Below are 24316 nucleotides of genomic sequence, written 5' to 3'. Positions count from 1 at the left end.
ATAAGGAATAAACTAGATTAGCCCGACGCTTCCCAAGCTTACGACGAGGGTTCGATTCCCTTCACCCGCTCCATCCTCCCGTTGTCGGTAGCGTTATTCGTCCCAAGGCCGCTGTGCCCTGTGTGACATTGGAAAAGTAGCTTCTGCTTTTACCCGCACAGTCACTTGCGCGCTCGTGCACTCACCTGTCCCTGCACAGCCGCCCGATCCTCCGGTACAACGCAACCTTAACGAGTGATATGGTTGCGAGTACGGAATCCGGGCCTTGGCCCGGATTCTGGCGGCTCCGCTCTCCGGATTGCACTCAGCGGGGCATCCGGTCTTTCACGATGCCGATCTCGTGCTCCAGGCGCTCCAGCCGGAATCGTGCATGATCCTGTCGGTTCAGCATCTCGCGGACCAGGCGATTGCCTTCCCGGGCTTCCTCAAGAACGAAGGGAATGAGCTTGGTCGTGTCCTTGAGGGCCTCGATCGGGGAGGCTTGCGGCGCGGGCGGCGGGCGTTTCCAAAGGTAGACGATGGCAAAGATAAGGCCGAGGATCGCCAGCGTTCCCATAAGGCCATAGTCTCGCAGGGATTGTTCGGTCAGAGCCTCAACGGGCAGCATGATGAATGCGCTCCCACCGCAGGCGAGACGCCGCGCGAAATTCGGCGACGATGAAGGACGGAAAGATTGCGAGAAGGAACCCCGGTCCCAGCGACATCCCCGCCCAGTAATCGAACCACACGTTGTACGAGAGCATCCCGAACAGCATGCACGAACAGAAGGATGTGCTGGCCCTCCATCGCGGCGTCCGGACGAGGTAGCCGTCGACATAGAGGGCGGCAAACCGGATCAGCGCGCATCCGATCAGGAAGACTGCGAAGACCATTTCTGAAAATCCGTATTTCGCAATCTCCTTGTAAGTCTGCAGACTCAGGGTGTCCTCCGGCATCAGAAGTATCAGCCCCATGAAGAACAGCACTTTTGTCATGTGGTATTCGACGCCACGCCCTTCGCGGTCCATCATGGCCAGGAACCCGACGCTTCTGCGCAGAAGCGATTGCAGCGTGTTCAGCCGAGCACGCATCTTGCGATCCTCCGTTCGACTCGAGGTTCAGCAGGATGGAAAAAGCCGGTTCGAGACGAAGCACCTCGTGTCTTGAAGATGTGGAATGGAATGGCTTGGAAGGTGTCGACACCAGCCATGTCGGCCTCCTGTTTTTGTCGTGGATCCGTGATGGCGGTCCAGCCCGCCATCCATCGCAGCGTCATCCCCAGCGGATCAGGCAGAGGGCCGTGACGACAAGAACCGCAAGTCCAACGATGTGAACCATACGGAACGGCATCGTCACCTCTTCCGCCCGGAGCCGGCTAGGGATCGGGCAAGGCCCTTGGTTCCCGAAGCGGTAAATGTCAGAAGAAGAAGGGTCATCACCACCTCCGTCATGATGTTTCCTTCGGCGGATAGGCTTCGACCACCCATTGCGTGAACCGTTCATGGTCCCGGATGCGCCCACCCGCGTCGAACAGATACGGGTCGTTTCGGCGAGCCAAGCAGATGACGATGCGCATCCACTCGCTGAAGTTGGTCGGCTTCAACGCGGCGCGCTCTACCGGGAGCCCGTGGTGGCGAAGGAAGATGGCCTCGCGTTCGGTGATGCCCAGTCCGGGCCGGTCCATCGGCGGAGCACAATTCGTGGCGGACAGCCCTGCGGGCACGACATCGGTCCAAAGGCGGGAATTGGAGGAATAAGCGGTCATGGTCGTCTCCTGCCCTACGTGGCCGGCAGAACGCCGGCGTTGCAGATGTGACAGCGGATCCGGCAGGGCGCGGGTGATCCGCGGGCCGGGGCCGCGATGCGTGGCACATGAATCGCGTCATGCGCCGGCGAAGAGTCTGCCGGAAGGTGCGGGCGTTCGGACCCGGCCAAAACCAAGGCAAGGCACAGCGCATGGACCTGGAAGGCTGGCAGACGTTCAAGGGTCCATGACTCGATGATAGGATATTTCCTATCACCGTCAACAGGAAATTTCCTACTAGCGGGACGGGTCAGGATTAGGATATTACCTACGCATGGAACGCAATGTCATCGTCATGATCGTGGCCCGGAACATCGAAGCGGCCATCGGCCGACTGGGTACGAACCCGGCCGAAGTGGCCCGCCGCGCCGGCATCAATCCGACGGGCGTCTATGACATCCTCAAGGGAAAAAGCAATTCGCCCCGCCTGGACACGATCCACAAGATCGCGACCAAGGGCCTTGGCCTTCCCATGAGTGCGTTGTTCGAGGAACCCAGCGACGAGGAACTGGACCGCGAGTTGACGGACACGATCGCTAGAATGGCTCCGGACGAACGGCGCCGCTTTCTGAACATGGCGCAGGCGTTCCTCCGGACTGAAGGTGAAACCTGATCGCAAGCAGAAGTTCAAGCTTCTGGTCGCGCGCCAGTGCGGCCAATGTTGCCCTGATCTCCTCCGCGTCGTCCACCGGACCAAGCCCCTTTGTTCACCTTATGTTCTTATACTAAACCCAAGGTTGTGTAATCGTCAATGCGGCGACGTCCGACGTGACAACTTTTCGGGGAATAAGCTGGCCATGCACCAACATCTTCAAGAAACGAGCCTTCGATGACAACCTTTTCACGCTCCGCCCGACTACCCCTCACCGCACTCATTGCCCTCGCGTTTACGACGGCATGCACGCCGAGCAGCTACATGCCCGGCAGCCAAGTTGTCAGCGTCGAGGGGCGTGAGCATACAGTTCGAAGATCCGGAGACGGCTATGTGGCCGTGATGAACAACTCTCTTCTAAAGGGTTCCAAACCAGACTCGGCCGTTTATGTCGGCAATCTGCGGGCCATTCGCGACGCAACCGGATGCCCTGTCGCGATGAACGGCATCAAGAACGAGGATGGGCGGACCACCGCAAAGGTCACCTGTCCGTCTGGCACCCGCCCCAAGGTCTGATCCCGTTCGCATGCACAAGCGCTGAGCAGTTGGTCTGCGGAAGATGGCCCGTGCCATCTTCCAATGGAACACGCCCCATCATCGCCAGTTGGTCAACAGCAGCCAGCAAGGAGCGTGCGATGCAGGACCAGGAAAATACGGATCGGGTGCCGGCCCCGACCCCCCAGTCGGGCGAAAACATCTGCCGGCTTTGCGGCGGAAGCGGACAGGTCGATGATGAGACCTGTGCGGAATGTGGCGGGACCGGAAAGGTGCAGACCTTGGTCGGGGACGCCTGAAGGTCGGGCCACCATAGGATCGGTTCCCGGCTGCCCCGGCCGGTGTCGCAGGTTTTTTCCGGACTCGCCGTTGATTTAGGAATAATCCTACTACCTTTATCTTGACGCAGGTCGTCTGTGCCAAATTTTCCGAAAACACGGCCCATGACACGTCATTCTCGCGCGCCACGTCGCTTTCGGCCATCCAACAAGGGAGACTGAGATGATGATCCCGTTCGCTTTCAGTCGCTCCCGGTCGGAAAATGTTGTTCTTCCGGACGGCACCACGGTTGGGCTCGCCGAGTTCGCCATGCTGCTGGCGGCGGCGAAGCGTCATGACGGCTTCGTGGATCACGAAACGCAGCGCCACATCGACCAGATCCTGGCTACCGCCGAAAAGCAGGACGGAACGCGCCTGCAAGCCTGCCCGGTTCCCGAGGAACCTGAAAGTCGCCGCGTGACCATCTACGGCGTGGCGGCGCTGGTTGGCTGCCTGCTTGTGATCGCGGCCCTCGGCTTTGGTCAGAATGGCTTTTCCTTGGGTAACGCAACCTCGGCGCCCAGCGGCACGTGGGGGAACTGAGCTCACACGGAACAATCTCCTGTCCATCCAGTTGCAGCTTAGCAATTTCAGGAAAGCGGTCATGAGCTGCTGCGTCTTGTCCGCCAGCAACATCAGGCCGGCGGGCACGCAAATCTCTCCTGAACTCACCTCCGACCGCCCCCACCGCGGCCGCGCCTTCCGGATGGATCTAACATGCATCTGCCGACACAGCCCACGAACTTTGCCCTTGCCCGTCCGCGGCTGGACGCCCGCAAGGCTCATTCGATTTCTACGGCCCTTGGCTGGTTCTCCATAGGTCTCGGCGTGGCCGAACTGCTGGCCCCCCGCCGCTTCACACATGCGCTGGCGCTGGACGGACAGGAAGGGCTGGTGCAGGCTTACGGTGTTCGGGAACTGATCTGTGGCTTCGGCATCCTGACCAACCAAGGTGCGGACCGTGCGCCCTGGATGTTGGGACGCTTGGGCGGCGACATGGCGGACATGGCCACGGTCGGCGCGGCCACCGCCCGCGCCGACTCCGGCACAAGGGTCATCGGGGGCGCGACGCTTCTGGGGCTGGCCGGCCTGACGGCCTTGGACGCCCTGTGCGCAGAGGCTTTGTCGTCCGACGCCTCCCCCCGCGGCAATCAGCGTCGCGCGACCGGCGGGCCGACCGCGGACGATCCTGAAGTGGAACAGGTCATCCTTGTGGACCGGCCCGCCGAAACCCTTCGCGATCTGCTGACAAAGCCGGAAACGCTTGTCGCCATCGCGGGCTTCCATGCCGACATCGCCCCTCGGCCGGACGGCTCCACATCCTGGTCCCTTTCACGCGCCCACGGCCTCATCTCCCCTTGGACGATGCGGTTGACGGGCGACGATGACCGCAGCGTGCAGTGGCGCAGCGAAGAGGGTGGCTTCGTCTCCTCCATCACCTTCCATTTGCAGGAGGTAGGGCCAGATCGCGGAACCGCGGTGCGGATGCATATCCGCTTCGACCCTCCGGGCGGGATGCTGGGGCGCGCGGCGGTCTCCTTCCTTGGTCCGACCACGCCCAAGGCCTATGCCATGAAGTCGCTGCACTTCCTCAAAAGCCTTGCCTTGACGGGCGAGGTGCCCACCACCAAGGGCCAGCCCGCCGCGCGGGACGATCGCCGCTGATTTGAAGGAACATTCCTGATGCGAGCACTCTGCTGGAACGGCATCAACGACCTGCGTGTGGAAACGGTGCCGGATCCAAAGATCCTGAACCCGCGCGACGTCATCCTGAAGGTGCTAAAGACCACGACCTGCGGGTCGGACCTGCACTTCATCTCGGGCTACATCCCGTCGGCCCGCCCCGGCGACGTGATCGGTCATGAATTCATGGGCGAGGTGGTGGAGGTCGGCCGCGACGTGAAGACCATCGCCAAGGGAGACCGGGTCGTCGTGCCGTCCTTCATTTCCTGCGGGGAATGTTGGTATTGCCAGCACGACCTGTATTCCCTGTGCGACACCACCCATCCGAAGCCGGAGCTGCAGGAGCCGCTTCTGGGCCATGCGACGGCCGGCATCTACGGCTACACCCATGCCTTTGGCGGCTATGCGGGCAGCCATGCGGAATACATCCGTGTGCCCCATGCCGATGTGGACTGCTTCAAGGTGCCCGACGGCGTCAGTGACGAGGCCGCGCTGTTCCTGTCCGACGCCGCCCCGACGGGATACATGGGCGCCGATTTCTGCAACATCACGCCGGGCGACACGGTGGCCGTCTGGGGTTGCGGTGGCGTCGGGTTGATGGCGGCGAAGTCTGCCTTCCTGATGGGCGCCGGCCGGGTCATTGCCATTGACCGTTTCCCCGAACGCCTTCGTCTGGCGCGGGATGTGGTGGGGGCAGAGATCCTCGACTACACCACGGTCGACAGCGTGCCGGAGGCGTTGAAGGAAATGACATATGGCCGCGGTCCCGATGCCTGCATCGACGCCGTCGGGATGGAGGCGCATGGACGTGGCCTGCAATACGCTCACGACCTAGTGAAACAGCAGCTTTACATGCACACAGACCGTGCGGTGGCCCTGCGAGAGGCCGCGGTGGCCTGCCGCAAGGGCGGTGTCCTATCGGTGCTGGGCGTCTATGGCGTGGTCGACAAATTTCCGATGGGCGTCATCATGAACAAGGGCATGACGCTGAAGACGGCCCAGCAGCATGGGCAGGCTTACCTGCCGCGCCTGCTGGACCATGCGCAACGCGGAGAGCTGGACCCGACCTTCCTCGTGACGCATCGGATGTCGCTGGAAGAAGCCCCTTGCGGGTACGAGTTGTTCAAGAACAAGGCGGAAGGTTGCCTGCGGGCTGTCTTCACGCCGTGAGAGCGTGGTAGATTCTTATTCCGGATAAATCACTTTAAGGTTGCAAATCTTCCTGCCACGGCGGCAATTGATCAGGACGGTGTTTCCCGTCCTGATCATCCCGGGGTTCTGGTGATACGTAAGACGGTTCTCCTCCATGTCGGGCCGCACAAGACCGGCACGACGGCGCTGCAGCGCTTCTGGCAGGAAAATCGCGAACACCTCGCCCGCAATGGCGTCCTGTATCCCGGTCCAGGCGACGCGCATCATCGGCTGGCGTATGATCTGCTGGGCTGGCCTACGAGAAGGTTCGACCGCGCGAAGATCCTGGCGGCCTGTGCGGCCGCTCCGGAAAACATGGTCATCCTGTCCAGCGAGGATTTCAGCTTCTTCAACGCCGACCAGTTCCGGCGGCTTCGCGACCTCCTGCACGGGAGCGACATACGAGTGGCGTATTTCCTGCGCCGCATCCCCGACGCCCTGCACTCCTTCTGGATCGAGACGATCAAGCAGGGACGTTCCGCGACCTTTGCCGAACTGGCCGATGGCTTTCCGGCGAACCAGATCAGCGGACAGGCCTATTTCGACCCGCTGATGCAACTGAGGACGCTTGAGGAGGTCTTCGGCATGGATGCCCTCGACGTCTTCTCCTATGACATGATCCGTACGTCCGACGGCGACATACTCGACGCCTTTTCGGATCGCTACTTCACGGCGAAGATGCCAGCCATCGGCCTGAAGAAAAAGAACGTCACACCCAGCCTGGCCCGGGTTGAACTGACCCGGCAGGTCAACAAGCGGCAGGCTGCGCCCAATCCCGGCGGATGGAATTCCTATGGCTTCCGAATGCTGATGAAGCGGATGAGGGAGCGTCCAATCCCATGGTTCAACGACTTCAAGGCCTGTGTGGCAGAGGAAGCCGTCCCCTACCGGTTCGAGGATCACGCGCTGGAAGCCATCAGCAGCGCCGTGATCGATCTGGTCGGCGATCGTTTCGTCGGTGATCGGGACATGGCCATATCGCATTACCGCTCCCGCGGTGGCCGGGACTATCTTTACGTTCCGGCTGACGCCCGGCTGAACCGGACCTTTGGGGATCATCTGGACCAGCTTGCCACCTCGTGAATCAGTGCCTCTCTCCCTAAGATTGAAGACGCTGATCTGATGCACATCGGCCTTATCACCAGTGCACAGAATTCGGGGCGGACAGAGAGCGGCTGCCACTTATCTCCACTGCGGTAACGAGTGTTTTGTTGGTGTGAGGCCCGGGCGGCGGCCCGGGCCTTTCCCTTGCTCCACGGGTCAGGCAGGCTGCGGCAGGAATTTGATGTCCTTGTTCATGCTGGTGGCCAAGACCCCGTACAGACGTTCAATCGCATGCGCGGGGGTCCCGTCTGTCTGCCCCTGCTCCGGCGGAAAGTCGTCCTGGGACAGCTTCAACCGCACCAGCGGCGACAGCACATCTGTCCGCGCCCAGAACATGCTCCCGGCCGGGAAGTCGAAGGTCTCGTTGTCGTCGCGTATTTGGAGGTCAAGCCTTCGGGCCAGCTTCTCCGCCTCGGCGAAGTTCTTCTTCCAGCGGCAGTGCTTGCGTTGCGACGGATGAACCGCCGGACTGACGATGCCCGCCCGGTCGGACCGTAACTCGTTTATGATCGCGTCGATGCCGGCGCCATCGGCCAGCAAGGAGGTCAGGATCGAGTCCAGCCAGTTCCTCAGCAAGCCGCTATGCACCGATTTCTTGGTGTGCACATGCAAAACAACGTCGTGCTGTTCGTATTTGTCGGCAAAGCCCCAAAGCTTGGGCCAGATGTCACGCCCCTTGTTCGGGAACACCCGCACCTCGGCCTCCGGCGCCAAAGCGGCAATGTTGTCCAGATCGTTGCTGGCCGTGGTGGAGATATAAAGGCGGTACGGCTGCGGGATGCGGCGCACATGGTGCAGAAGCTTTTCCAGAACATCCTCGTAGAAGACGTGCATGAAAACGCCCACCGGCCGCGCAGGGTCGGTGCCATAGCCCAGTCGGTCCATGTCCCGACGATACAGCGCCTCGATCGTGGTTCGGGTCGCGGCGTCGACAGACGGGAATGCGGCCGGTGCATCCGGCAGATCCTCCCCCGGCCGCCCCGCCAGTTCGTCCAGCCAAAGCTTCAACAAACCCAGCTCCTCCTCCGCCTGGAAGACGCGAGTGCCTTCGGTCAGGAACTCCACCTGAGGGCGAAAGTGGTTGTCGTATCGTTCATGGTCGTGATCGGTAAAGCCCGCCAGCGCCTGCACCCAATCCTCGATCTGCAGGTCCTTGGCGATGGTACCCGCCCCATCGCGATGGCGGTGGAACGTGCTGACCAGCCGGGCGACGGGATTTCGGACCACCGCAAAGGAATGGTCAAGAAAACCGGCGGGAAACAGCGCGTCCAGATCCCGCGCCAGAACATGCTGGGGGGACGTGTTCGTCCAGCTCCGCGCTGCCCCTTTGCGGAAAGACGGGTTCAGAAAGGCTGGCACCCCGAACCGATCCCGAAGGTGGTCCTCGAACTGGGGATCCGCGCAGCCGGGAATGGAAGCGTAATGGCATAGCTTCCCCGAGATCCTGTAAATTGGCATGTCCGCATCCCCTGCTGCAATTTCGTTCAGGCACATTCCGACGACCCTGACATCGGAACATCCACACCCTGTGACAATCTGCAATCACAGGAGGAATAAAACAACTTGGACGGGCAATAAGTTAACGCTACGCTTTCCTCATGACCTCGGCTGGAGCTTTCCCATGAATATGCATCAACCGTCGATCCGCCCGCCAACCACCCAATCCGACTGGGCGACGAGCACGTTCGAGCTGTGTAGCGTCAATATCGAGCCGATCTCGGGCACGGTTCTGAAAGACGGGATGCCGGTTCAGGAAGCCGCCCTTTGGCGCAATGGCACCATGTATCGCGGCGGCGCGTGCGAGCTACGGGAGCCGACGCGGACGCTGCCGGGCCGCCACGTCTGGGGAGGCATCCTGTTCCACCATTTCGGGCATTTCGTGACCGAATCCGTGTCGCGCCTTTGGGCCGTGGACAACAGCTTCGATTCCCTGATCTTCGTGCCGAAGGACATGGGCCGCCCCGTGTTCTATCGTCTGGCGGGCTATCAGCAGGAACTGCTGTCCCGCTTCGGGATCACCTGCCCCATCACCATCGTGACCGAACCCACGCAGGTGGAAACGCTGGTGGTGCCCGGCCAAGGCTTCGGGTTGGGAGAGATCTCTCTGGGCACGCCCCCGTTCCGGAGCTTCGTTCGCAGGGCCGGGCAGAACGTTCCGGCGGCGGGTGAACGAAAGCTCTACCTGTCCCGTTCCGGCCTCCCGAAGAAGACCGGCAGCTTTGTCGGTGAAACGGCGGTAGAACAGAACCTCGCCCGCGAAGGCTACCGCATCTATCATCCGGAGCGGGAAAGCATCACCGACCAGCTGGCGCAGTACAAGGCGGCCACGCACATCCTCGGCGCAGACGGCTCGGCCTTCCATCTGGCGGGGTTCGTCGCGGAAGAACGGCAGAGGATCGGCGTGATCCTGCGGCGCAGCGCGGCCGACTACAAGAACATCGTCAACCAGATGACGGGCATGGGTGTTGGGACCGAGGTGCTGGACCATGTCCGCGCCGACTGGATCCGCCCCGGAAAATCGAAACCCGACGACCGCAGCTATGGTGAACTTGACTCGGCGAGCCTTGCGGAGGATCTGGCGGATCGAGGTTTTATCGACCAGCCTACCGACTGGATCCCGCCGGACGAAAAGGCAATGGAAGTCGAAGTCGCAGAGGTTGGTCAGGCGCATAAGGGTGTGATGTCACGCCGCCCGGCCGGACGGGCGGCGAACCCAACCTGAAAAATGAAAACAGCCTGCCAGACGAACTGACAGGCCGATAGTGGTCCTTCAATGGGCAGCTTACAGTTGTTCCTGAACGTCGTCGTTCGGTTTGCCCTTGGTCCGCTCGGGGTTCATCACATCGAACTCCGAAGGATCGTGAGAAGAGCCTTCATGCTCCGCCTGCTCGTTCTCCTGCCTCGGCGGGGTGGAGCGATCCTCGTTCGACTTGCGCGGTTCATTCCCCATTTTGGATCACCTTCTCGGGCTTGCCCTGCGGGATGGCTGCGATGTCGGGGAGACCATTGGTCATCCCTTCTGGCTTCATCACGATCGGACGGTTCAGATAATTCGATCTCAGCGCGTTATAAAGGCTCTGGGACAGGTTGATGCTGGAACTGGACGCTTTCATGACGCTCACTCCGCCTGATGCTTCGGTGGGATGCTGTCGGCCTGGGACCATACGGGCATCTCCCCCCTCGGCGGCCGAGGTGGTGGTGTTTTGCGGACGGTGCTCTGGACGCTGGACATGACGGATCCCCTTAATGGCGCATCAACATCTTCAAAACCCGAATGTTCCAAACTTTAGCGTTTTCCTTTGCGCCAATCCCACGGCATGACGAACCGTCCCACCCAGATACCCGCCTTGCGGCGCTTCGCGATCGCCTCGTCCGCGACATAACGGGAACCGCCGTACTGACGATAAGCCACCGCCCAGCCGTTCCGCACCATCCAGGCGTTGATGTTTTGGCCCCCGGCCTGACATTCCGCGACGGTGCGGCCATAGCGGTCGGTGGCGCGCTTCTGGCACTTCAGATCTGAAATGCCGATCAAACGTTCCAAGGCACGCGTCGCCTCAACCCCGCAGGCCCAAGCCCGGCGCCCTCGAAAGCAGGTCTGCCGGGATTCGGGCGCATCGATCCCATGCAGACGGACGCGGTCCTTCCCCACCTGAAGCGTATCCCCGTCGATCACCCGGGCCCCCGCCCCCATGAGACGCCCGCCCAGCAGGCTGCCGACAGGAGTGGAGATCAGGACCTGTCCCGCGACATCCAGTATCAGGCGCCGGGCAAAGGGAATGTTGTCGCCCAGCGTGAACAACGCCACGACAAGCAGGACCCCAGCCATCCATACCTGTGGACCGGGGCGACGATATGATTTTCTTCGGCGAGCCATTCGCGCCATGTGCCGCGAACGAATCGTGAAAGCAAGATGATCCGAACGGGTTTCTGAACCTTAGTGGCAGCTTCATGCACGAGTTCGGACGTGCGGCGTCATGGATCGCTGCGGATGCACACCAAAGCCCAGAACCGAATCACACGGCGCCACTTCCTGCGAGTTCGGACCTGCTGACAGCTTTCAAATGAAGATGGACGTGTGACGTGACGTCGATTCGCGCCCTGTCCTCACCCCCAAGACATCCCCAGCCACGACGTTCGTTCAGGCCTCGCGTACACCGGGTGGTTGCGGACGTCGATTCCCATCTTTCAAGACTAAACGGCGAGATGAGCCGTCCAGATGAACCCACCTTCACCCGACGCTTAAAAACTACCCGCCATTCATGTCAAAACGACGACAAGAGGCGCGCTTAGGGTCTTGCGTAATGCATCCCTAGGTTGTATTTCCTTCGGCACAGGCCAAAAAAAGCCCCGCTCGAAAGCGGGGCTAATGATGATTTTGTGCACTAGGCCGGTACGGGACGACCCTTCATGCCTGCGTGGAGGGGGCATCCAACAGCACTCGCTACTCGAAACTCAGGCAACACAAGTTGGCTATGCGTGGCCGCTCCATCGCAGAAGTTAATATGGTGTAAACGCGCAGCGTACTCAACACAATCTTTTCGGCCTGTAGCGCAAAAGCCCCTCCGGAACCACTCCAATCTCCCGAAATTTCCAGAAAATTTACAATTAAAACGAATGGTTATGTACCCCCGCCGGCGGTTTACCGCTGATCAATCCGGCACGTGCGATGGACACCCAGAATCCCTGTTCCTATACCTTTTCCGGAAGCGGCAGGTCGGACCTGCGACGCTGATCCGAATGACCTAGACCGATCGGGAAGATGATGACCGAACCTTTGCGCGCCTTCTGGTGGAACAAGGCCCCGAATTTCGGAGATGCCTTGTCCCGCGATGTGATCGAACTCGTGTCAGGCCGCCCCGTCACCTGGGCGCCCGAGCAAACCGCTCAGGTCTTCGCCGTCGGAAGCATCATGTGGAATGCACGAAAGGGCGTCGTCAAACGGGCCGAAGGACAGGCACCGCCGGTCATCTGGGGTTCCGGCTGCATGGAAGCGATGGATGGCGACTGGTGCCACGCCGCCCGCGTGGTCGCCCTGCGCGGCCCGGTGACGGCCGCCGTCCTGAACCACACGCCCCTGCCCTTCGGCGATCCCGGTCTTCTGGCCCGCCGCCTTGTCGGCCCGGTGGAGCAGGAGGACAAGGTCGGCGTCCTTCTTCACCATTCGCAGGTGACCGAGGAGGCACTGGCCCATCTGCGCCAAGGGGGCGACCGCATCAAGATCATCGACGTGCGCACGAACGACGCGAAGGCCGTCATCCGCGAGATCGCGTCCTGCCGGCAGATCTTCTCCCAGTCGCTGCACGGCATCATCATCGCCGACGCTTACGGCATCCCCAACGTCCGGATCGAGGGTGCGGACATTCACCGCAGCGCGCAGTTCAAGTTCTACGACTACGCCACCAGCATCGGCCGTGCGCCCCTGCTTTCGGTCAAGTTGCAGGAGGTGCCGGAGCTGGCCGGCCAGCCGATCCATCCCGACAGCCAAGCGCCCGACCTGCCCCGGATCGATGCGATGGCACAAGGGCTGATCGAGGCCTTCCCCCAAGACTTGAAGGCCTGACCCTCAGCCGTTCCCGCCGGCACCCGGCTCGGACAGCGCCGGCACGGCCGCCCGCTTCTTCAAAAGACGCCAGCGGTCGCTGACGGAACGCTCGCTGCGGTCCATCTCGTCGGCGATGATGGACACGTCGGACCCGTTCTCGAACATGCGCCGCAGATCGTCATCGTCCTGCGCGGACCAGCTTTCACCAGCATTCTCGCGCGTGGCGGTGACGTCGCGACCGATATCTATCTTCCGGGTCAGACGATAGCCCAACCCCCAGGACGTCTCGATCAGCCCCGGGTGACGGGCGCGAATGTGGCTGGCCATCACGGCCACGGATCGTTCATTCTGCTCCCATCCCGGGCCGTGGATGGCGGTCATGATCTGCTCTTTCGACAAGGTCCGCGGAAAGGCGGCGTTCAGCGCCAGGATCATCTGGGACTGCTTCTTCGAAATGCCGAAGTGTCGCCGAATCCATGCGATGTCGTCCAGGGACTGGCCGACCAAGGTGTCGATCACGTGCAGCGCATAGGAAAGGCGTTCTTCCTGCGGCAGCGCCAGGATTTCATTCCGGATGGTGTGCATGTTCGGTCACCGTCTTCTACTTGCGGTTCAGGGCGAAGGATCTCACGCGCTTCCGCGCCGTCACGACATTCCTCCCGATCCGAGGACGAAGCACGCGTGTGATCCCAAGGGCACCGCTCCGAAGTCTGTCCGCTTTACCAACATTCTTCGGCGTGATGTTCTGTATATGTTCTAATGATGCCCCACATCTTATTCCTGTCAACCCAAGGTTGCATGCCGAACTACGAAGCCTGTTCGGACGAGAGCCTATGGGCCAGCCAACCCGTGGTAACGGACATGATGAATCCCACGGCTGCGTTGTCGGCGCTTTCGCAGCCAAAGTGGCAACCGTGGGAAGACAAGGCCGCTGATCGGCCTTCACCGCGTCACCTGCCGATCAGACGAGCTTGGCGCCGGTCGGGTAGTAGGCGACGTCGCGCACCAGCATGTCGCCCGTCCGGTTGCGCCCTTCGTCCGTGTTGTACTGCTCCGCCGTGTAGTTGGCGGGCGTCTTCACGGCGACGTTGAAGATCGGATAGAACTCGACCTTCTTGGACAGGTCCTGATGGCGCGAATGCAGGACGTGGCACCCCACCTCCACATCGTCGACAAAGAACGTGACCTCGCTCTTGGTCGTGTCGTTGGCGTCATACCGGACGTGGCAGGCCCAAGAGTGATAGACCTCGTCCATCGACGCCTTGTTCAGGCCGTATTGCTGCACCTCGAAATCGTTGCCGAAGGTGCCCACCCGCGTGTTGGAGCCGAGATTGCCGTAATGCTGGGCAAAGCTGCTGGTGGAGATGGTGTCCGTCCCGTAGATCCCGTTGAACTTCTCCAAGATGTCGATCTCGCCCGGCCACTGGCTGTAGGCCTCGCCCGTGGATTTCAGGGAGCGGTTGACCAGCCAGAACGCCGGCCAGCTGTACTTGCGCACCGGGATCTTCGCTTCCATGCGCCAGACACCTTCGGTGCCGCACAGGGCATCCACGTGCAGGCCCTGCAGCACGACGGCCTGGAAGGCCCACATGCGGTGATCCAGCTCGATCCGCTTGTCCGTCGCGAAGGCGCAGGTGTGCAGACGGATCGCACGCTCGGTCGCATCATAGCTGATCGGCTTGTCGGCGCCCGTGATGGTTTCGTCCGCGTAAAGCCCCGTTTCCCCGTTGCCGTCCTGGGTGCGGCCATGGCTGAGCGCCGACATCAGCACGCCTTTGCCCTGCGCGTCCTTGCCTGTGGACGACCACTTCAGCGTGGCCGGATCGAACGTGTTCTTGCGCTTCGCGCCCGACAGGTCAAGACGGCGCAGCGGGCGGTGGAACGGCTTGGTGATCTGCTGAGCCGGAGCCCCTTCGACAAAGCGAACGGTCACGCCACGTCCCTTCTGGCTGTCGCCCAGACCCTTGACGCGGATCGACACCTGGAAGGCCCGCCCGGCCGGATACTTCGCCTTGGGAGCCACGCGAACCCAATGCAAACCATCATCGAAGGGAGACCACTGATAGACCGTCTCCATGCCGGCGAAGTTGGCGCGATAATCGGCCGACGCCCCGACATTGATGCCACCGCCGCTCACGTTCACCAGCCGGTCGATATAGGCCATGAAGGACTGCCGGTCGGTGCGGTCCACCGACACCGGAATGAAGATTTCCTGCGTACCGGGCGGCACGACAACCTCCGCCGGAATCGTCAGCTTCGGAAGTACGGTCAGTCCCCATATGGGACCAGTGGGCTGGGCCGCCGTGGGCTGGGCCGCGACGGCCTGCGTCTGCACTGCGCTTCCGGCAACAAGCGCCTCGATATCGGCAGCGGTTGCACGAAGGCTGGCAGCCCAGCCGGACATGATTTCGGATTGAGTCGGCATGCGGTATCCTTTTTCACGTTGAAAGTTAGACGCCTGAGGTGGCGGCAACAGGTCCCAGTGCGGCGAGCCTTGACCGAGGTGGTCTAGAGCGTCTGGACGGGCAATGACGGATCTCGTCTCGCTTTGCCCGAGCGCCCATCCACCGTGACCACGAGGTGATGAAGTGATCGAACACGCTTGTGATCTTTCGCTGATCTCGCCCAAACGAAGCTTGTGGGACCTGACATCGTTCTAGGCGACGACTGTTGCTTCTCTTTCAGCGGATCGTACGAGCAGCCAATGCAATGCAGATGCCCAGTCAAGCCAACCGCTCGAAACCACAACAGGTTGGGCCTGGGACGCCAATTCAGACCCGGGTGGCATCGCCTGCACCCTTACAGTCACGCCCCGCATTGGGGGCCACGCCTTCACCGCGTGGAAACAATCGAACCTCACGGTCGTTATGATGGAAAGGGAGAAGATCATGTCCAAAGACATCGACCAGCGCGCGCAGCGACACGACCCCGCCTCGCAGAAGACCCGGTTCCCGGATGAGCCGACGCCGAAAAACATGAAGCAGCCGGCCAGCGTCGCCAACGAAGGAGGCGATTCCGTCCTTTCTCCGCAGCCGTCGGGCAAATACAACACCCGCGACGATGGTCACAGCGAGACAGCCGACGACCTGCCCCTTCAGAACATCAAAAAGCACACAAAGGATGAGGAATAGCCTTGGCGACGCCGACGTCAGGTCAAAGCCTGACGCGCGGCATCTTGCCCCTGCTTAGTGGCAGGCATCCTCCCCTCCCAGATGTCACTCGGCGCAGTGGCTGATCATCCTGCCGCAGGCGTTAAAACCCCCATTGGAGGCATCGCATCCACGTTTTTCGCCTGTTCCAACCGCACAGGGGATATGACCGCCCTTGTGCCGCCGGCCGTCCGTTTGTTCGTTTGCGGCCGCGAGGCCTGCTTTGCCAGTGATCCGGCACCAAATGCGCGACCACTTGCCGCTTTCCTCCTAGCGTAGCCACCTTCGTGTCAACAGGTCCTTCAAGGCTACTTCGTCGAGCCTTGGATGGCTAATCAAGCGCGTCCACATGGAGGGCACGGACAGAACCCCTGCTGCGTCAGTGTCAGAACACCTCGATCCGCCATCTTCATGATGGTCCGCAGCTTTGAAAATGCGAGGCAAAAGGCGGGCGGTGGTCGCGACGAACAGGTACTGCCTGTTGCAACGTCGCTGATGCGGTCAGGAAGCCTGGCGAGATTATAGGTTGGCGATCCCGAAATCATCTTGCATACAGCCGATGCGCTAGTCTCTGTGCGAGTGCAGGATGATCGTCGCAGCATCGAACACGAGGGCAACAAGTGGCAGATATCACGGGAACGAGAATCGCCTTTGGCACGGACATGGGCTTCTTCGGTCCGACCGCCCTGTCACTCGTATCCGCTATCAAATCGACCCCAGATCTGCAACAGATTGTCATTCTAAGTCTGGATCTTACCAGCGATGCTGCGGACCTGCTCCGAGAGATCGCGAACGAAGGGGAGATCGACATCCACTTTCACCAGCTCACCGACAGCCATTTCGGCTCTGTTCCTGAAACGGTGCGTCATCTTTCCAAAACGACGCTGGCCAGACTTCTTCTGCCGTCCCTCGTGCAAGGGCGGATTATCTATATCGATGGCGACACCTTGGTGAAGCGCAACCTGAGCGACCTTTTCAACATCGATCTGGAAGGGAATCTTGTTGGGGGCGTCAGGGATTTCGGGGTTGTGAAACGCCTTGACCAATTGGCTCACGGTCACACGTGGGATCACAAAACCGAGAGAGAGGAGATCATGGCTCCTTACGCTGCCGCCGACTATGTCAATGCGGGTGTTCTGCTGATGGACTGTGCCGCCATCCGCTCGAACCCTGAGATGCATGAGAAGCTTGGCGACTTCGACCGGGCTGCCCGCTACCGCAGCCTGGATCAAGATCACCTCAACCATGTGTTTCGTGGGAAGATCAAGCATCTCAACCCGGCTTGGAACGACTCCTGGGGTCGTGCGGCAGTGCAACGCGCCAGAACCGAACAGGTCTTTGGAGCAAGCGACGAGACGAGGCATGAAAAGACCGGCATCTATCATTACCACGGCCCTGTGAAACCTTGGCACCGAGTGGGGTATAAGAAGGCCAGGCGTCATCCGTCTGCCATCGCATCGTACAAGGTCAGCAAATGGCTTTTCGACAGGCGATTCCCGCATATAGCATTTCACTGACCGCCCTGATCAATCTTGATCAGCGCCTCGAGATTTCTCCCGCCGTATGAAGTCCACGATACGCCTGGTTTCAAACGGGGGCGTGTAGTCGTAGGGATCCAGAGAGCCAAGATAGGGCCGTGTAAGCCCAAGCGTCTTTTGCATGTCATCGTGAAAACGCTCGAACTTATCGAACTTTCGCCCCGCAATCTTGGACAAGCCGAGCGAGTAGACAGGTTTCCCCGTAGAAAGCGCTTCGCAGGGCATGGTGACGGAGTCCTTCGCGATCAGGAACGCGTCGGCCGCGGCAAGATAATCCATGTAAGGATTGTCACCGTCGCCGTCCCAAACGATCGTCTTCTCGGAGTGGAGGGCCTTCAAGGCTTGCCGCGTCTCCGGGTCCGTCCTCCGTGACACGGACACCAGCGCCTTCCAGCCGGCCTGAACCTGATCTGTGATTGCATGGATGATGGCGATCAAGCTTGCCTGATCATAAGCGTAGGCTCCGTTCGTCCCTCCAACAAGCACGACGACGATCCGCTCGTCGTTGGGAGCATATCGCGCACGGGCCGGGCCTCGAAGTTTCTTCCAGCCCTCGAAGGAAAACCTGTGGGGCACGCCTACCATTTGATGGAAATGTGGACGTGTATCGAATTCCTTCAGCCAGTCATGCCGCGACACGAAAACCATGTCGTAACCGTCAATTTTCGGCGGCTGAAGGTGAACCGCCAGGGGCCTGCCATTGTAGGCCGCCTTCATCTTGAGGACATGCGGTTCAGAAGCCGAGCCGCAGGACACTATGACATCGGGTGCGACCTCATTCCGCTTGTACAAAGGCTTCTGGAAAAGGCGTGCCAGACCCCGTCGGGGAACGACGATCTTCTTCCTGTAGTCTTCCTGCAGGGAATTCGCCACCGCTGAACACTGGGACAGCGTGCCCATGCTTGCCACACTGACGGCCCAAACTGTCATGCTGTTCCTCGATATACGTCGGATCTACGCGGCCAAGGATATACGTCCGGCCCGCACCAAGGAGAGGGCAAAATCCTGTTCACCCTGCCAATTGTGCGGACCCAGATTCTCTTTGGTGCGATAGAACGTCGTTGTTGTCTTGAAGTCGTAACCGAAGACACGGATCTCGGCGTCGGTCAACTCTGATAGCATGTGGAGAGTCTTGGCACCCACCGAAGGAGTTGCCCCAAGACGTTCCGTCAATTCATCGCAAAGAGGCATCGGATAGAATGCCTGCCCCGGCTCAGCCGTCTCGCGATCATCAGGACTCATCCAGACGGAAAATTTGTCGTTGAAGTGATTGCGGCGAAGGCGAACGCGCCATGTCGCGCGCCCAAGATTGTACTGCAAGCTTGACCGGGTACTGAAACAGTGGATGTCTGTACGACGCCCTTGCGCACGCTTGTGGATCGGTATGCCCGAGTTGAGACGGATGACACAGCCAGAGTCGATCTCCTCACCCAGACGCTGACGCAGCAGGGAAGCCGCATTGCCGACCAGCGACAGGCGTCTGCCCGCGATGACCTTCTGCAGCTCTGACTTCAAATCCAGCTTACTGTCTTGCACTGCTTTCCCGGCCCCTTGACTGACAAGGTGAAGACCGCACCAGCTAATACAAAGATAGTCAAGACGTTCGTCACAGATGGCTTATCCGCCTCCACTACGGCGCCCCAACCGCCCGGAAGCGGTGTATGAACGCCCTCCGCCGCAGTCACCTCAGGTTAGACAAACAGTCTTTCGCCCGCACCGAGGCTGCATCCTGCCGCCGCCACTCGATGAACCACCGTTTCCGTCCGAAAAGACACTTGCAGAGCACTCAAACTCCGGCGCCAGCCACTGAGGGTGCTGGTGAACGCGCGCCCCGGCACGTGGTGACGGGCAGCTCTGATCCGGATGTCATCACGCTGCTGGCGTCGTCACCAATATCGACTGCCCTCTCATGAAGTTGCACACAGCTGCAAAAGTCGTGCACGATCATGATGTCGGGTGTCATATCCGGGCCCAGACAGACAGGTTCTGCCGCATTATCATACCACGCGGCGGGCGGGTCACGCGATCATCGGCGGCGATGCAGACGCCCGAGGTTCCGCCACTTGATCGGGGGGAACCGTAGATGTTGTCAGGGCGCCCCAAACACCTGCCGCCCTCACCCAGGAATGTTTGATGAGAACCGGAACAGCTTCATTGTTCGGAGGGCAAGGCCTGTCATCTGGACCAAAATGTTCCAGCAGCAGGAAAAAGGTTCATCCGTCAACCGAGGATATGTCACCCCTACGAAAACGCCAGTGACATAAGGTGGTGCCCGAGGCGAGACTCGAACTCGCAAGCCTTGCGGCGGAGGATTTTGAATCCCCTGCGTCTACCATTCCACCACTCGGGCACGGGTGTTCATCTACGCGCTTCCAAGCACCGGGTCAATCTGTCACCGATCACAAGGGATTGGGTTTTGCACCGCGCGTCTTACCCGTATGCTCCGTCCGAAAAAGGTCGAGGGTGACACATGGAAAAAGTCTGGTCGACGCTGGCGGCGGCCGGTTCGGGGGCGCTGCTGCTGGGCGCGTTGGCGTTCGAATACATCGGCGGCCTCGCCCCGTGCCATTTGTGCATGTTCCAGCGCTATCCCCATGTGGTCGCCCTTGTCATCGGGGCGCTCGTCTGGGTCTTGCCGAAGCGCTGGCTGATCGCCCTGGGCGCGCTGGCCCCGGCCGCCAGCGCCGCCGTCGGCATCTTCCACGCGGGGGTGGAACGGAAATGGTGGGAAGGCCCCAGCAGCTGCACAGGCTCGGGCAATGCGCTGTCCGGCATGTCGGGCGCGGATCTTCTGTCCACGGACGCGCCCGTCCATCTGGTCATGTGCGATCAGGTCGCGTGGTCGATGCTGGGGCTGTCGATGGCGTCCTGGAACGCCATCGCCTCGCTTCTTCTGGTGGCTCTGTGGATCAAGGCGTGGCGGTCAGCAAAGCCGCGCGTATTCCTGTAGGGCGAAACGGTCTGTCATCCCGGCCACGTAATCGGCCACATGACGGGCCCGCTGCGTTTCGTCGTCCCCCAGCCCCGTGCGCCATTCGTCCGGCAATAGCGCGGGATCGGTCATGAAGGTGCGGAACAACGCATCGACCGCTTCCGTCACCCGCGCGCGTTCCTTCATCACGGACGGCGCGCGATACATGCGGGTGAAGAGGAAGCTGCGGATGGCCTTCAGCTCCTGATACAGCGGCTTGGAGAAACGGATGACCGTCTGCTCCATCGAGCGTATCTCCTCGACCGAGCGAGGGTTCGCCGCCTCCAGCCGCACCTGCGCGACGTGGATGACATCCTCCACCATGCGCCCGAAGACGCGGCGCAGCGCCTCGTGCCGGCGACGCATCGGCTCCAGTCCCGGATACAGCTTGTCCACCATCTCGAAGGCCGGTGCCGTCACGGGCAGCTCCATCAGGTCGTTTTCGTCGAAAAGGCCCGACCGCAGGCCATCGTGCAGGTCGTGGTGGGAATAGGCCACGTCATCGGCAATGGCTGCGACCTGCGCCTCGGCGCTGGCGAAGGTGTGCAGCTCCAGATCCCATTGCGCGTTCGCCTCGGCCAGCGCGTGGGGCAGATCGCCGGTCACCGGGCCATTGTGCTTGGCGATGCCCTCCAGCGCTTCCCAGGTCAGGTTCAGGCCGTCGAACTCGGCGTAATGCCGTTCCAGCTTCGTCACGATACGCATGGCCTGCGCGTTGTGATCGAACCCGCCATAAGGCTCCATCAGGCGCTGCAACGCGTCCTCACCGGTGTGACCGAAGGGCGTGTGGCCCAGATCATGGGCCAGCGCGATCGCCTCGGCCAGATCGGTGTTCAGGCCCAGAACCCCCGCAATCGTGCGGGCGACCTGCGCCACCTCGATCGAATGGGTCAGGCGCGTGCGGTAGTAATCGCCCTCATGTTCGACAAAGACCTGCGTCTTGTGCTTCAGCCGACGGAACGCCGAGGAGTGGATGATCCGGTCGCGGTCCCGCTGGAACGGGGACCGGAACGAGGAGAGGTCTTCGCCATGCAGCCGTCCACGCGATTGGGACGGCTGGCAGGCATAGGGGGCCAACATGTTTTCGCCTGTTCTTGTTCGTCGTTTTCCTGCATCCTATATGGGTTGCACAACAGATTTTGCACGGAATTTTCCGATGGACCTGAACCTTCCCCCCCGCGTGACGGACCGCGCCTTCGCCCGCCTGGCCGAAATCGCCGAGGATACGGGCGAACCCCGTGCGCTGCGCGTGGCGGTGGAAGGTGGCGGCTGCTCGGGCTTTCAGTACGACATCAAGCTGGACGATCCCACGGACGACGATCTGGTGATCGAAAAGGATGGCGCGAAGGTACTGGTGGACAGCATCTCCCTGCCCTTCCTGTCCAACGCAGTGATCGACTTCACTGAGGAACTGATCGGCGCGCGCTTCGTGATCCAAAACCCGAACGCCTCCAGTTCCTGCGGGTGCGGGATCAGCTTCTCGATGTGATTGCATCGGGCGGCACCGCCCCGTAGGAACGTCCGGAAAAAGGGGGCCGCCATGAAGATCGCCACGTTCAACATCAACGGCGTCAAGGCGCGGATCGAGGCGCTGCTGGCTTGGCTGGACGAGGCGAAGCCCGACGTCGTCCTTTTGCAGGAGATCAAGTCCACGGACGAGACGTTCCCGCGCGAGTTGATCGAGGACAAGGGCTACCGCGTCGAGACGCATGGCCAGAAGGGCTTCAACGGCGTGGCCATCCTGTCCCGTCTGCCTTTGGAAGACGTGGTGCGCGGTCTGCCCGGCGACGACACCGACGAACAAAGCCGCTGGATCGAGGCGACGGTGATCGGCGACCGCGCGATCCGTGTTTGCGGGCTGTACCTGCCCAACGGCAACCCCGCCCCCGGCCCGAAATACGATTACAAGCTGGCCTGGATGGCCCGGATGGAAGCGCGCGTCGCCGAACTTCTGGCGGCCGAGGAGCCTGTCCTCTTCGCGGGCGACTACAACGTCATCCCGCAGGCCGAGGATGCGGCAAAGCCCGCTGCCTGGACCGAGGATGCACTGTTCCTGCCCGCCACCCGCACCGCCTTCCGCCGCATCGTGAACCTTGGCCTGACCGACGCCTTCCGCGCCCGGGTGCAGGGGCCGGGGCATTATTCCTTCTGGGATTATCAGGCGCAGTCCTGGGCCCGCAACAACGGCATCCGCATCGACCACCTTCTGCTGTCCCCCCAGGCGGCCGACCTGCTGATGGACGTGGCCATCGACCGCGACGTGCGGGCGGGCGAAAAGCCATCCGATCACGTGCCGGTCTGGATCGACCTCGACGCCTGAACGGCGTCGTAGCCGTAGATCCAGTCGAACCGCCGCATCGGCGCGGCGGGCGCGAGCCGCCCCCCGACGCGCATCGCGGCGTGGGCCAGTATCGCCGCCGCCCCTCCTAGATGATAGATCTGCGCATTGCCCGCCGCTGTCTGGACGATCCGCCGGCATCGCTCCTGCCGCAGCGCCTGATATTGCTCTCCGCGATCCCCCGCGATCAGGCAGCGTGACAGGATCCACGCATCCTCCAGCGCCATGTTCGCGCCCTGCGCCATGAAGGGCAGCGTCGGATGCGCCGCGTCCCCGGCCAGAATCAGCCCGTCCCCGTGCCAGCGCCGCGCCACCGGATGCAGGAACAGGCCCCAGAGCCACGGCCGCTCCACCTTCTCCAGCCAGCCACGGACGCGAGGGCCGAACCCCGCAAAGGCGCGCTGCAGGGCGTCGCTGTCATCCCGCGCGGTCCAGCTTTCCTCGACCCAGTCGCGCCGCTCCTCCACCGCGACGATGTTGCGGAAGGCCCCGCCGCGCAGGGGATAGCTGACCAGATGACGCCCCGGCCCCATATGCACCTCGGACACCGGCTCTCCCGCCTCGTCGGGAATCACGGCCCGCCAGGCGACATGCCCGGTGAAAGTCGCGGGCACCTCTCCGTTCAGGGCGACACGGCTGCGCGAATGCAGCCCGTCCGCGCCGATGGTCAGGCCGTCCGGCACCCCCACCTCGCCCAACCGCAGGGTGACGCCCGCCTCCAGCGCCCCGCGCGCCAGCAGGTTGATCAGGTCGGCGCGGTGGAACAGATGCCAGTCGCGGCCCTGCAGATCCATCCGCAACACCTGCGCCCCATGCCGGTCCCGCAATTCCACCGCCTTGCCGCGCATCGACGCCGCATCCGCGTCCAGATCCAAGGCCCGCAGCACCCGCGCGCCGTTCGGCCCGATCTGCACCCCGGCCCCAACATCGGTCAGCGCCTCGGCCTGTTCGAACACCGTCACCCGCCACCCTTCCAGCGCCAACGCGCGCGCCGTGGCAAGGCCTGCTACCCCGGCGCCCAGAATAGTGATGCTCTTCATGGCCGATCCCCCGAAATGGCAAGCGCCGGACCCGAAGGCCCGGCGCTGTGGTGACCGCGATGCGATCTCAGTCGTCGCGATGCACCTTTTCGCGCCGCTCGTGGCGTTCCTGCGCCTCCAACGTCATGGTGGCGGTGGGACGCGCGTCCAGACGGCGAAGCGAGATCGGCTCCCCCGTCATCTCGCAATAGCCGTATTCGCCATTCTCGATCCGGCGCAGGGCCGCGTCGATCTTGGCCACCAGCTTGCGCTGGCGATCCCGGGTCCGCAACTCCAGCGCGCGGTCGGTTTCCTCCGAAGCGCGATCAGCGATGTCGGGGACGTTTCGGCCCGAATCCTGAAGGCCTTCAATGGTGGTGGCGCTCAGCTCCAGAAGTTCCGCCTTCCAGTTCAACAACTTGCGGCGGAAGTATTCCTGTTGCCGCTCGTTCATGAAGGGTTCCGAGTCGGCGGGACGGTAATCGTCGGTAAGAAAGATTTCTGCTCTCATGGCTGCCTTTCCGCAGTCC

The 24316-nt window shown here is 61.7% G+C and carries 27 protein-coding genes and 1 tRNA gene; 13 read left to right on the top strand and 15 right to left on the bottom strand.

The genetic code is table 11. The features are described from left to right. Window positions 1–304 precede the first annotated feature (304 nt). From ACSHZY_RS10370 to ACSHZY_RS10360, 3 genes are all read right to left on the bottom strand, one after another. Entirely contained in the window at window positions 305–556 is a 252-nt protein-coding gene (locus ACSHZY_RS10370) for a hypothetical protein (RefSeq protein WP_435168784.1), read from the bottom strand. Window positions 557–593: 37 nt separating this feature from the next. Continuing rightward, window positions 594–1070: a hypothetical protein gene (locus ACSHZY_RS10365; protein ID WP_435168782.1), complete on the bottom strand. Its 477-nt coding sequence runs from the start codon at window positions 1068–1070 to the stop codon at window positions 594–596. Between the two features lie 356 nt (window positions 1071–1426). Then, the gene (locus ACSHZY_RS10360; RefSeq protein WP_435168780.1) at window positions 1427–1744 is read right to left on the bottom strand and encodes a hypothetical protein; all 318 of its coding nucleotides are present in this window, start codon (window positions 1742–1744) and stop codon (window positions 1427–1429) included. A 313-nt stretch (window positions 1745–2057) separates the two neighbouring features. On the opposite strand from ACSHZY_RS10360, the gene ACSHZY_RS10355 reads away from it, so the two are divergent. The 6 genes from ACSHZY_RS10355 (at window position 2058) to ACSHZY_RS10330 (ending at window position 7205) form a co-directional block, all read left to right on the top strand. After that, a complete protein-coding gene (locus ACSHZY_RS10355) occupies window positions 2058–2396 on the top strand; it encodes a helix-turn-helix domain-containing protein (RefSeq protein ID WP_435168778.1) in 339 nt (112 codons plus the stop codon). A gap of 216 nt (window positions 2397–2612) precedes the next feature. Then, window positions 2613–2951 (top strand): hypothetical protein, encoded by a 339-nt coding sequence (locus tag ACSHZY_RS10350; RefSeq protein WP_435168777.1) that lies wholly within the window; start codon window positions 2613–2615, stop codon window positions 2949–2951. Between the two features lie 480 nt (window positions 2952–3431). Next, entirely contained in the window at window positions 3432–3791 is a 360-nt protein-coding gene (locus ACSHZY_RS10345; protein WP_435168775.1) for a hypothetical protein, read from the top strand. 174 nt (window positions 3792–3965) lie between these two features. Continuing rightward, complete coding sequence (locus tag ACSHZY_RS10340; protein WP_435168773.1) at window positions 3966–4913, top strand: SRPBCC family protein; 948 nt, start codon at window positions 3966–3968, stop codon at window positions 4911–4913. Window positions 4914–4931: 18 nt separating this feature from the next. Next, window positions 4932–6101, top strand: coding sequence for a zinc-dependent alcohol dehydrogenase (locus tag ACSHZY_RS10335; protein ID WP_435168771.1), 1170 nt, complete (start codon window positions 4932–4934; stop codon window positions 6099–6101). A 111-nt stretch (window positions 6102–6212) separates the two neighbouring features. After that, on the top strand, window positions 6213–7205 hold the full coding sequence (locus tag ACSHZY_RS10330) for a hypothetical protein (RefSeq protein WP_435168770.1): 993 nt from the start codon (window positions 6213–6215) through the stop codon (window positions 7203–7205). A 177-nt stretch (window positions 7206–7382) separates the two neighbouring features. Here ACSHZY_RS10330 and ACSHZY_RS10325 read toward each other — a convergent pair whose 3' ends face one another. After that, window positions 7383–8684: a rhamnan synthesis F family protein gene (locus tag ACSHZY_RS10325; protein WP_435168768.1), complete on the bottom strand. Its 1302-nt coding sequence runs from the start codon at window positions 8682–8684 to the stop codon at window positions 7383–7385. A gap of 163 nt (window positions 8685–8847) precedes the next feature. Here ACSHZY_RS10325 and ACSHZY_RS10320 point away from each other — a divergent pair, with 163 nt between their 5' ends. Next, window positions 8848–9948, top strand: coding sequence for a glycosyltransferase family 61 protein (locus ACSHZY_RS10320; RefSeq protein ID WP_435168767.1), 1101 nt, complete (start codon window positions 8848–8850; stop codon window positions 9946–9948). A gap of 60 nt (window positions 9949–10008) precedes the next feature. Here ACSHZY_RS10320 and ACSHZY_RS10315 read toward each other — a convergent pair whose 3' ends face one another. The 3 genes from ACSHZY_RS10315 to ACSHZY_RS10305 all read right to left on the bottom strand — a co-directional run bounded on the left by ACSHZY_RS10315 (window position 10009) and on the right by ACSHZY_RS10305 (window position 11055). Continuing rightward, window positions 10009–10176, bottom strand: a complete 168-nt coding sequence (locus tag ACSHZY_RS10315) for a hypothetical protein (RefSeq protein WP_435168765.1) — start codon at window positions 10174–10176, stop codon at window positions 10009–10011. Continuing rightward, window positions 10166–10339: a hypothetical protein gene (locus ACSHZY_RS10310; protein WP_435168763.1), complete on the bottom strand. Its 174-nt coding sequence runs from the start codon at window positions 10337–10339 to the stop codon at window positions 10166–10168. The genes ACSHZY_RS10315 and ACSHZY_RS10310 overlap by 11 nt, the downstream gene beginning before the upstream one ends. 173 nt (window positions 10340–10512) lie before the next feature. Then, window positions 10513–11055, bottom strand: coding sequence for a thermonuclease family protein (locus ACSHZY_RS10305; protein WP_435168761.1), 543 nt, complete (start codon window positions 11053–11055; stop codon window positions 10513–10515). A 936-nt stretch (window positions 11056–11991) separates the two neighbouring features. Here ACSHZY_RS10305 and ACSHZY_RS10300 point away from each other — a divergent pair. Next, on the top strand, window positions 11992–12789 hold the full coding sequence (locus tag ACSHZY_RS10300) for a polysaccharide pyruvyl transferase family protein (RefSeq protein WP_435168759.1): 798 nt from the start codon (window positions 11992–11994) through the stop codon (window positions 12787–12789). Between the two features lie 3 nt (window positions 12790–12792). Here ACSHZY_RS10300 and ACSHZY_RS10295 read toward each other — a convergent pair whose 3' ends face one another. Together ACSHZY_RS10295 and ACSHZY_RS10290 are read right to left on the bottom strand one after the other, a co-directional pair. Continuing rightward, window positions 12793–13356 carry a winged helix-turn-helix domain-containing protein gene (locus ACSHZY_RS10295; protein ID WP_435168757.1) on the bottom strand — a complete coding sequence of 188 codons (564 nt, stop codon included), beginning with the start codon at window positions 13354–13356 and terminating at the stop codon, window positions 12793–12795. A gap of 376 nt (window positions 13357–13732) precedes the next feature. Then, the gene (locus tag ACSHZY_RS10290) at window positions 13733–15196 is read right to left on the bottom strand and encodes a hypothetical protein (protein WP_435168755.1); all 1464 of its coding nucleotides are present in this window, start codon (window positions 15194–15196) and stop codon (window positions 13733–13735) included. A 463-nt stretch (window positions 15197–15659) separates the two neighbouring features. Here ACSHZY_RS10290 and ACSHZY_RS10285 point away from each other — a divergent pair, with 463 nt between their 5' ends. Both ACSHZY_RS10285 and ACSHZY_RS10280 read left to right on the top strand, forming a co-directional pair. After that, entirely contained in the window at window positions 15660–15902 is a 243-nt protein-coding gene (locus ACSHZY_RS10285; RefSeq protein ID WP_435168753.1) for a hypothetical protein, read from the top strand. Window positions 15903–16540: 638 nt separating this feature from the next. Continuing rightward, entirely contained in the window at window positions 16541–17437 is an 897-nt protein-coding gene (locus ACSHZY_RS10280; RefSeq protein WP_435168752.1) for a glycosyltransferase family 8 protein, read from the top strand. Window positions 17438–17446: 9 nt separating this feature from the next. Here ACSHZY_RS10280 and ACSHZY_RS10275 read toward each other — a convergent pair whose 3' ends face one another. The 3 genes from ACSHZY_RS10275 to ACSHZY_RS10265 all read right to left on the bottom strand — a co-directional run bounded on the left by ACSHZY_RS10275 (window position 17447) and on the right by ACSHZY_RS10265 (window position 19808). Next, window positions 17447–18358, bottom strand: a complete 912-nt coding sequence (locus tag ACSHZY_RS10275; protein WP_435168750.1) for a mitochondrial fission ELM1 family protein — start codon at window positions 18356–18358, stop codon at window positions 17447–17449. Between the two features lie 54 nt (window positions 18359–18412). Beyond that, entirely contained in the window at window positions 18413–18994 is a 582-nt protein-coding gene (locus ACSHZY_RS10270) for a glycosyltransferase family 29 protein (RefSeq protein ID WP_435168748.1), read from the bottom strand. A gap of 730 nt (window positions 18995–19724) precedes the next feature. After that, window positions 19725–19808: transfer RNA gene (locus ACSHZY_RS10265), tRNA-Leu, on the bottom strand. Between the two features lie 120 nt (window positions 19809–19928). On the opposite strand from ACSHZY_RS10265, the gene ACSHZY_RS10260 reads away from it, so the two are divergent. Continuing rightward, window positions 19929–20408, top strand: a complete 480-nt coding sequence (locus ACSHZY_RS10260; protein ID WP_435168747.1) for a disulfide bond formation protein B — start codon at window positions 19929–19931, stop codon at window positions 20406–20408. Here ACSHZY_RS10260 and ACSHZY_RS10255 read toward each other — a convergent pair. Further along, entirely contained in the window at window positions 20382–21509 is a 1128-nt protein-coding gene (locus ACSHZY_RS10255; protein ID WP_435168745.1) for a deoxyguanosinetriphosphate triphosphohydrolase, read from the bottom strand. The genes ACSHZY_RS10260 and ACSHZY_RS10255 overlap by 27 nt on opposite strands. An 82-nt stretch (window positions 21510–21591) precedes the next feature. Here ACSHZY_RS10255 and erpA point away from each other — a divergent pair, with 82 nt between their 5' ends. Both erpA and xth read left to right on the top strand, forming a co-directional pair. Next, window positions 21592–21918 carry an iron-sulfur cluster insertion protein ErpA gene (erpA, locus tag ACSHZY_RS10250; protein WP_435168814.1) on the top strand — a complete coding sequence of 109 codons (327 nt, stop codon included), beginning with the start codon at window positions 21592–21594 and terminating at the stop codon, window positions 21916–21918. Between the two features lie 51 nt (window positions 21919–21969). Next, a complete protein-coding gene (gene xth, locus ACSHZY_RS10245; RefSeq protein ID WP_435168743.1) occupies window positions 21970–22749 on the top strand; it encodes an exodeoxyribonuclease III in 780 nt (259 codons plus the stop codon). Here the strand turns inward: xth and ACSHZY_RS10240 are convergent. Beyond that, window positions 22716–23807 carry an FAD-dependent oxidoreductase gene (locus tag ACSHZY_RS10240; RefSeq protein WP_435168742.1) on the bottom strand — a complete coding sequence of 364 codons (1092 nt, stop codon included), beginning with the start codon at window positions 23805–23807 and terminating at the stop codon, window positions 22716–22718. The two genes, xth and ACSHZY_RS10240, sit on opposite strands and share 34 nt — an antisense overlap. A 67-nt stretch (window positions 23808–23874) precedes the next feature. Beyond that, window positions 23875–24297, bottom strand: coding sequence for an RNA polymerase-binding protein DksA (dksA, locus tag ACSHZY_RS10235; protein ID WP_435168739.1), 423 nt, complete (start codon window positions 24295–24297; stop codon window positions 23875–23877). Between the last annotated feature and the right edge of the window lie 19 nt (window positions 24298–24316).

The organism is Falsirhodobacter sp. 1013, from assembly GCF_051195255.1.
Lineage (GTDB): Bacteria > Pseudomonadota > Alphaproteobacteria > Rhodobacterales > Rhodobacteraceae > Falsirhodobacter.
Note: the sequence above shows the minus strand (reverse complement) of the source record. Positions and strands in the feature narration are given on the sequence as shown.

What these genes read in the sequence shown, in the direction of transcription:
- ACSHZY_RS10370 (WP_435168784.1), bottom strand. Translation starts at nt 556, where the DNA reads ATGGGAACGCTGGCGATCCTCGGCCTTATCTTTGCCATCGTCTACCTT.
- ACSHZY_RS10365 (WP_435168782.1), bottom strand. Translation starts at nt 1,070, where the DNA reads ATGCGTGCTCGGCTGAACACGCTGCAATCGCTTCTGCGCAGAAGCGTC.
- ACSHZY_RS10360 (WP_435168780.1), bottom strand. Translation starts at nt 1,744, where the DNA reads ATGACCGCTTATTCCTCCAATTCCCGCCTTTGGACCGATGTCGTGCCC.
- ACSHZY_RS10355 (WP_435168778.1), top strand. Translation starts at nt 2,058, where the DNA reads ATGGAACGCAATGTCATCGTCATGATCGTGGCCCGGAACATCGAAGCG.
- ACSHZY_RS10350 (WP_435168777.1), top strand. Translation starts at nt 2,613, where the DNA reads ATGACAACCTTTTCACGCTCCGCCCGACTACCCCTCACCGCACTCATT.
- ACSHZY_RS10345 (WP_435168775.1), top strand. Translation starts at nt 3,432, where the DNA reads ATGATGATCCCGTTCGCTTTCAGTCGCTCCCGGTCGGAAAATGTTGTT.
- ACSHZY_RS10340 (WP_435168773.1), top strand. Translation starts at nt 3,966, where the DNA reads ATGCATCTGCCGACACAGCCCACGAACTTTGCCCTTGCCCGTCCGCGG.
- ACSHZY_RS10335 (WP_435168771.1), top strand. Translation starts at nt 4,932, where the DNA reads ATGCGAGCACTCTGCTGGAACGGCATCAACGACCTGCGTGTGGAAACG.
- ACSHZY_RS10325 (WP_435168768.1), bottom strand. Translation starts at nt 8,684, where the DNA reads ATGCCAATTTACAGGATCTCGGGGAAGCTATGCCATTACGCTTCCATT.
- ACSHZY_RS10320 (WP_435168767.1), top strand. Translation starts at nt 8,848, where the DNA reads ATGAATATGCATCAACCGTCGATCCGCCCGCCAACCACCCAATCCGAC.
- ACSHZY_RS10315 (WP_435168765.1), bottom strand. Translation starts at nt 10,176, where the DNA reads ATGGGGAATGAACCGCGCAAGTCGAACGAGGATCGCTCCACCCCGCCG.
- ACSHZY_RS10310 (WP_435168763.1), bottom strand. Translation starts at nt 10,339, where the DNA reads ATGAAAGCGTCCAGTTCCAGCATCAACCTGTCCCAGAGCCTTTATAAC.
- ACSHZY_RS10305 (WP_435168761.1), bottom strand. Translation starts at nt 11,055, where the DNA reads ATGGCTGGGGTCCTGCTTGTCGTGGCGTTGTTCACGCTGGGCGACAAC.
- ACSHZY_RS10300 (WP_435168759.1), top strand. Translation starts at nt 11,992, where the DNA reads ATGACCGAACCTTTGCGCGCCTTCTGGTGGAACAAGGCCCCGAATTTC.
- ACSHZY_RS10295 (WP_435168757.1), bottom strand. Translation starts at nt 13,356, where the DNA reads ATGCACACCATCCGGAATGAAATCCTGGCGCTGCCGCAGGAAGAACGC.
- ACSHZY_RS10290 (WP_435168755.1), bottom strand. Translation starts at nt 15,196, where the DNA reads ATGCCGACTCAATCCGAAATCATGTCCGGCTGGGCTGCCAGCCTTCGT.
- ACSHZY_RS10285 (WP_435168753.1), top strand. Translation starts at nt 15,660, where the DNA reads ATGTCCAAAGACATCGACCAGCGCGCGCAGCGACACGACCCCGCCTCG.
- ACSHZY_RS10275 (WP_435168750.1), bottom strand. Translation starts at nt 18,358, where the DNA reads ATGGGCACGCTGTCCCAGTGTTCAGCGGTGGCGAATTCCCTGCAGGAA.
- ACSHZY_RS10260 (WP_435168747.1), top strand. Translation starts at nt 19,929, where the DNA reads ATGGAAAAAGTCTGGTCGACGCTGGCGGCGGCCGGTTCGGGGGCGCTG.
- ACSHZY_RS10255 (WP_435168745.1), bottom strand. Translation starts at nt 21,509, where the DNA reads ATGTTGGCCCCCTATGCCTGCCAGCCGTCCCAATCGCGTGGACGGCTG.
- xth (WP_435168743.1), top strand. Translation starts at nt 21,970, where the DNA reads ATGAAGATCGCCACGTTCAACATCAACGGCGTCAAGGCGCGGATCGAG.
- ACSHZY_RS10240 (WP_435168742.1), bottom strand. Translation starts at nt 23,807, where the DNA reads ATGAAGAGCATCACTATTCTGGGCGCCGGGGTAGCAGGCCTTGCCACG.
- dksA (WP_435168739.1), bottom strand. Translation starts at nt 24,297, where the DNA reads ATGAGAGCAGAAATCTTTCTTACCGACGATTACCGTCCCGCCGACTCG.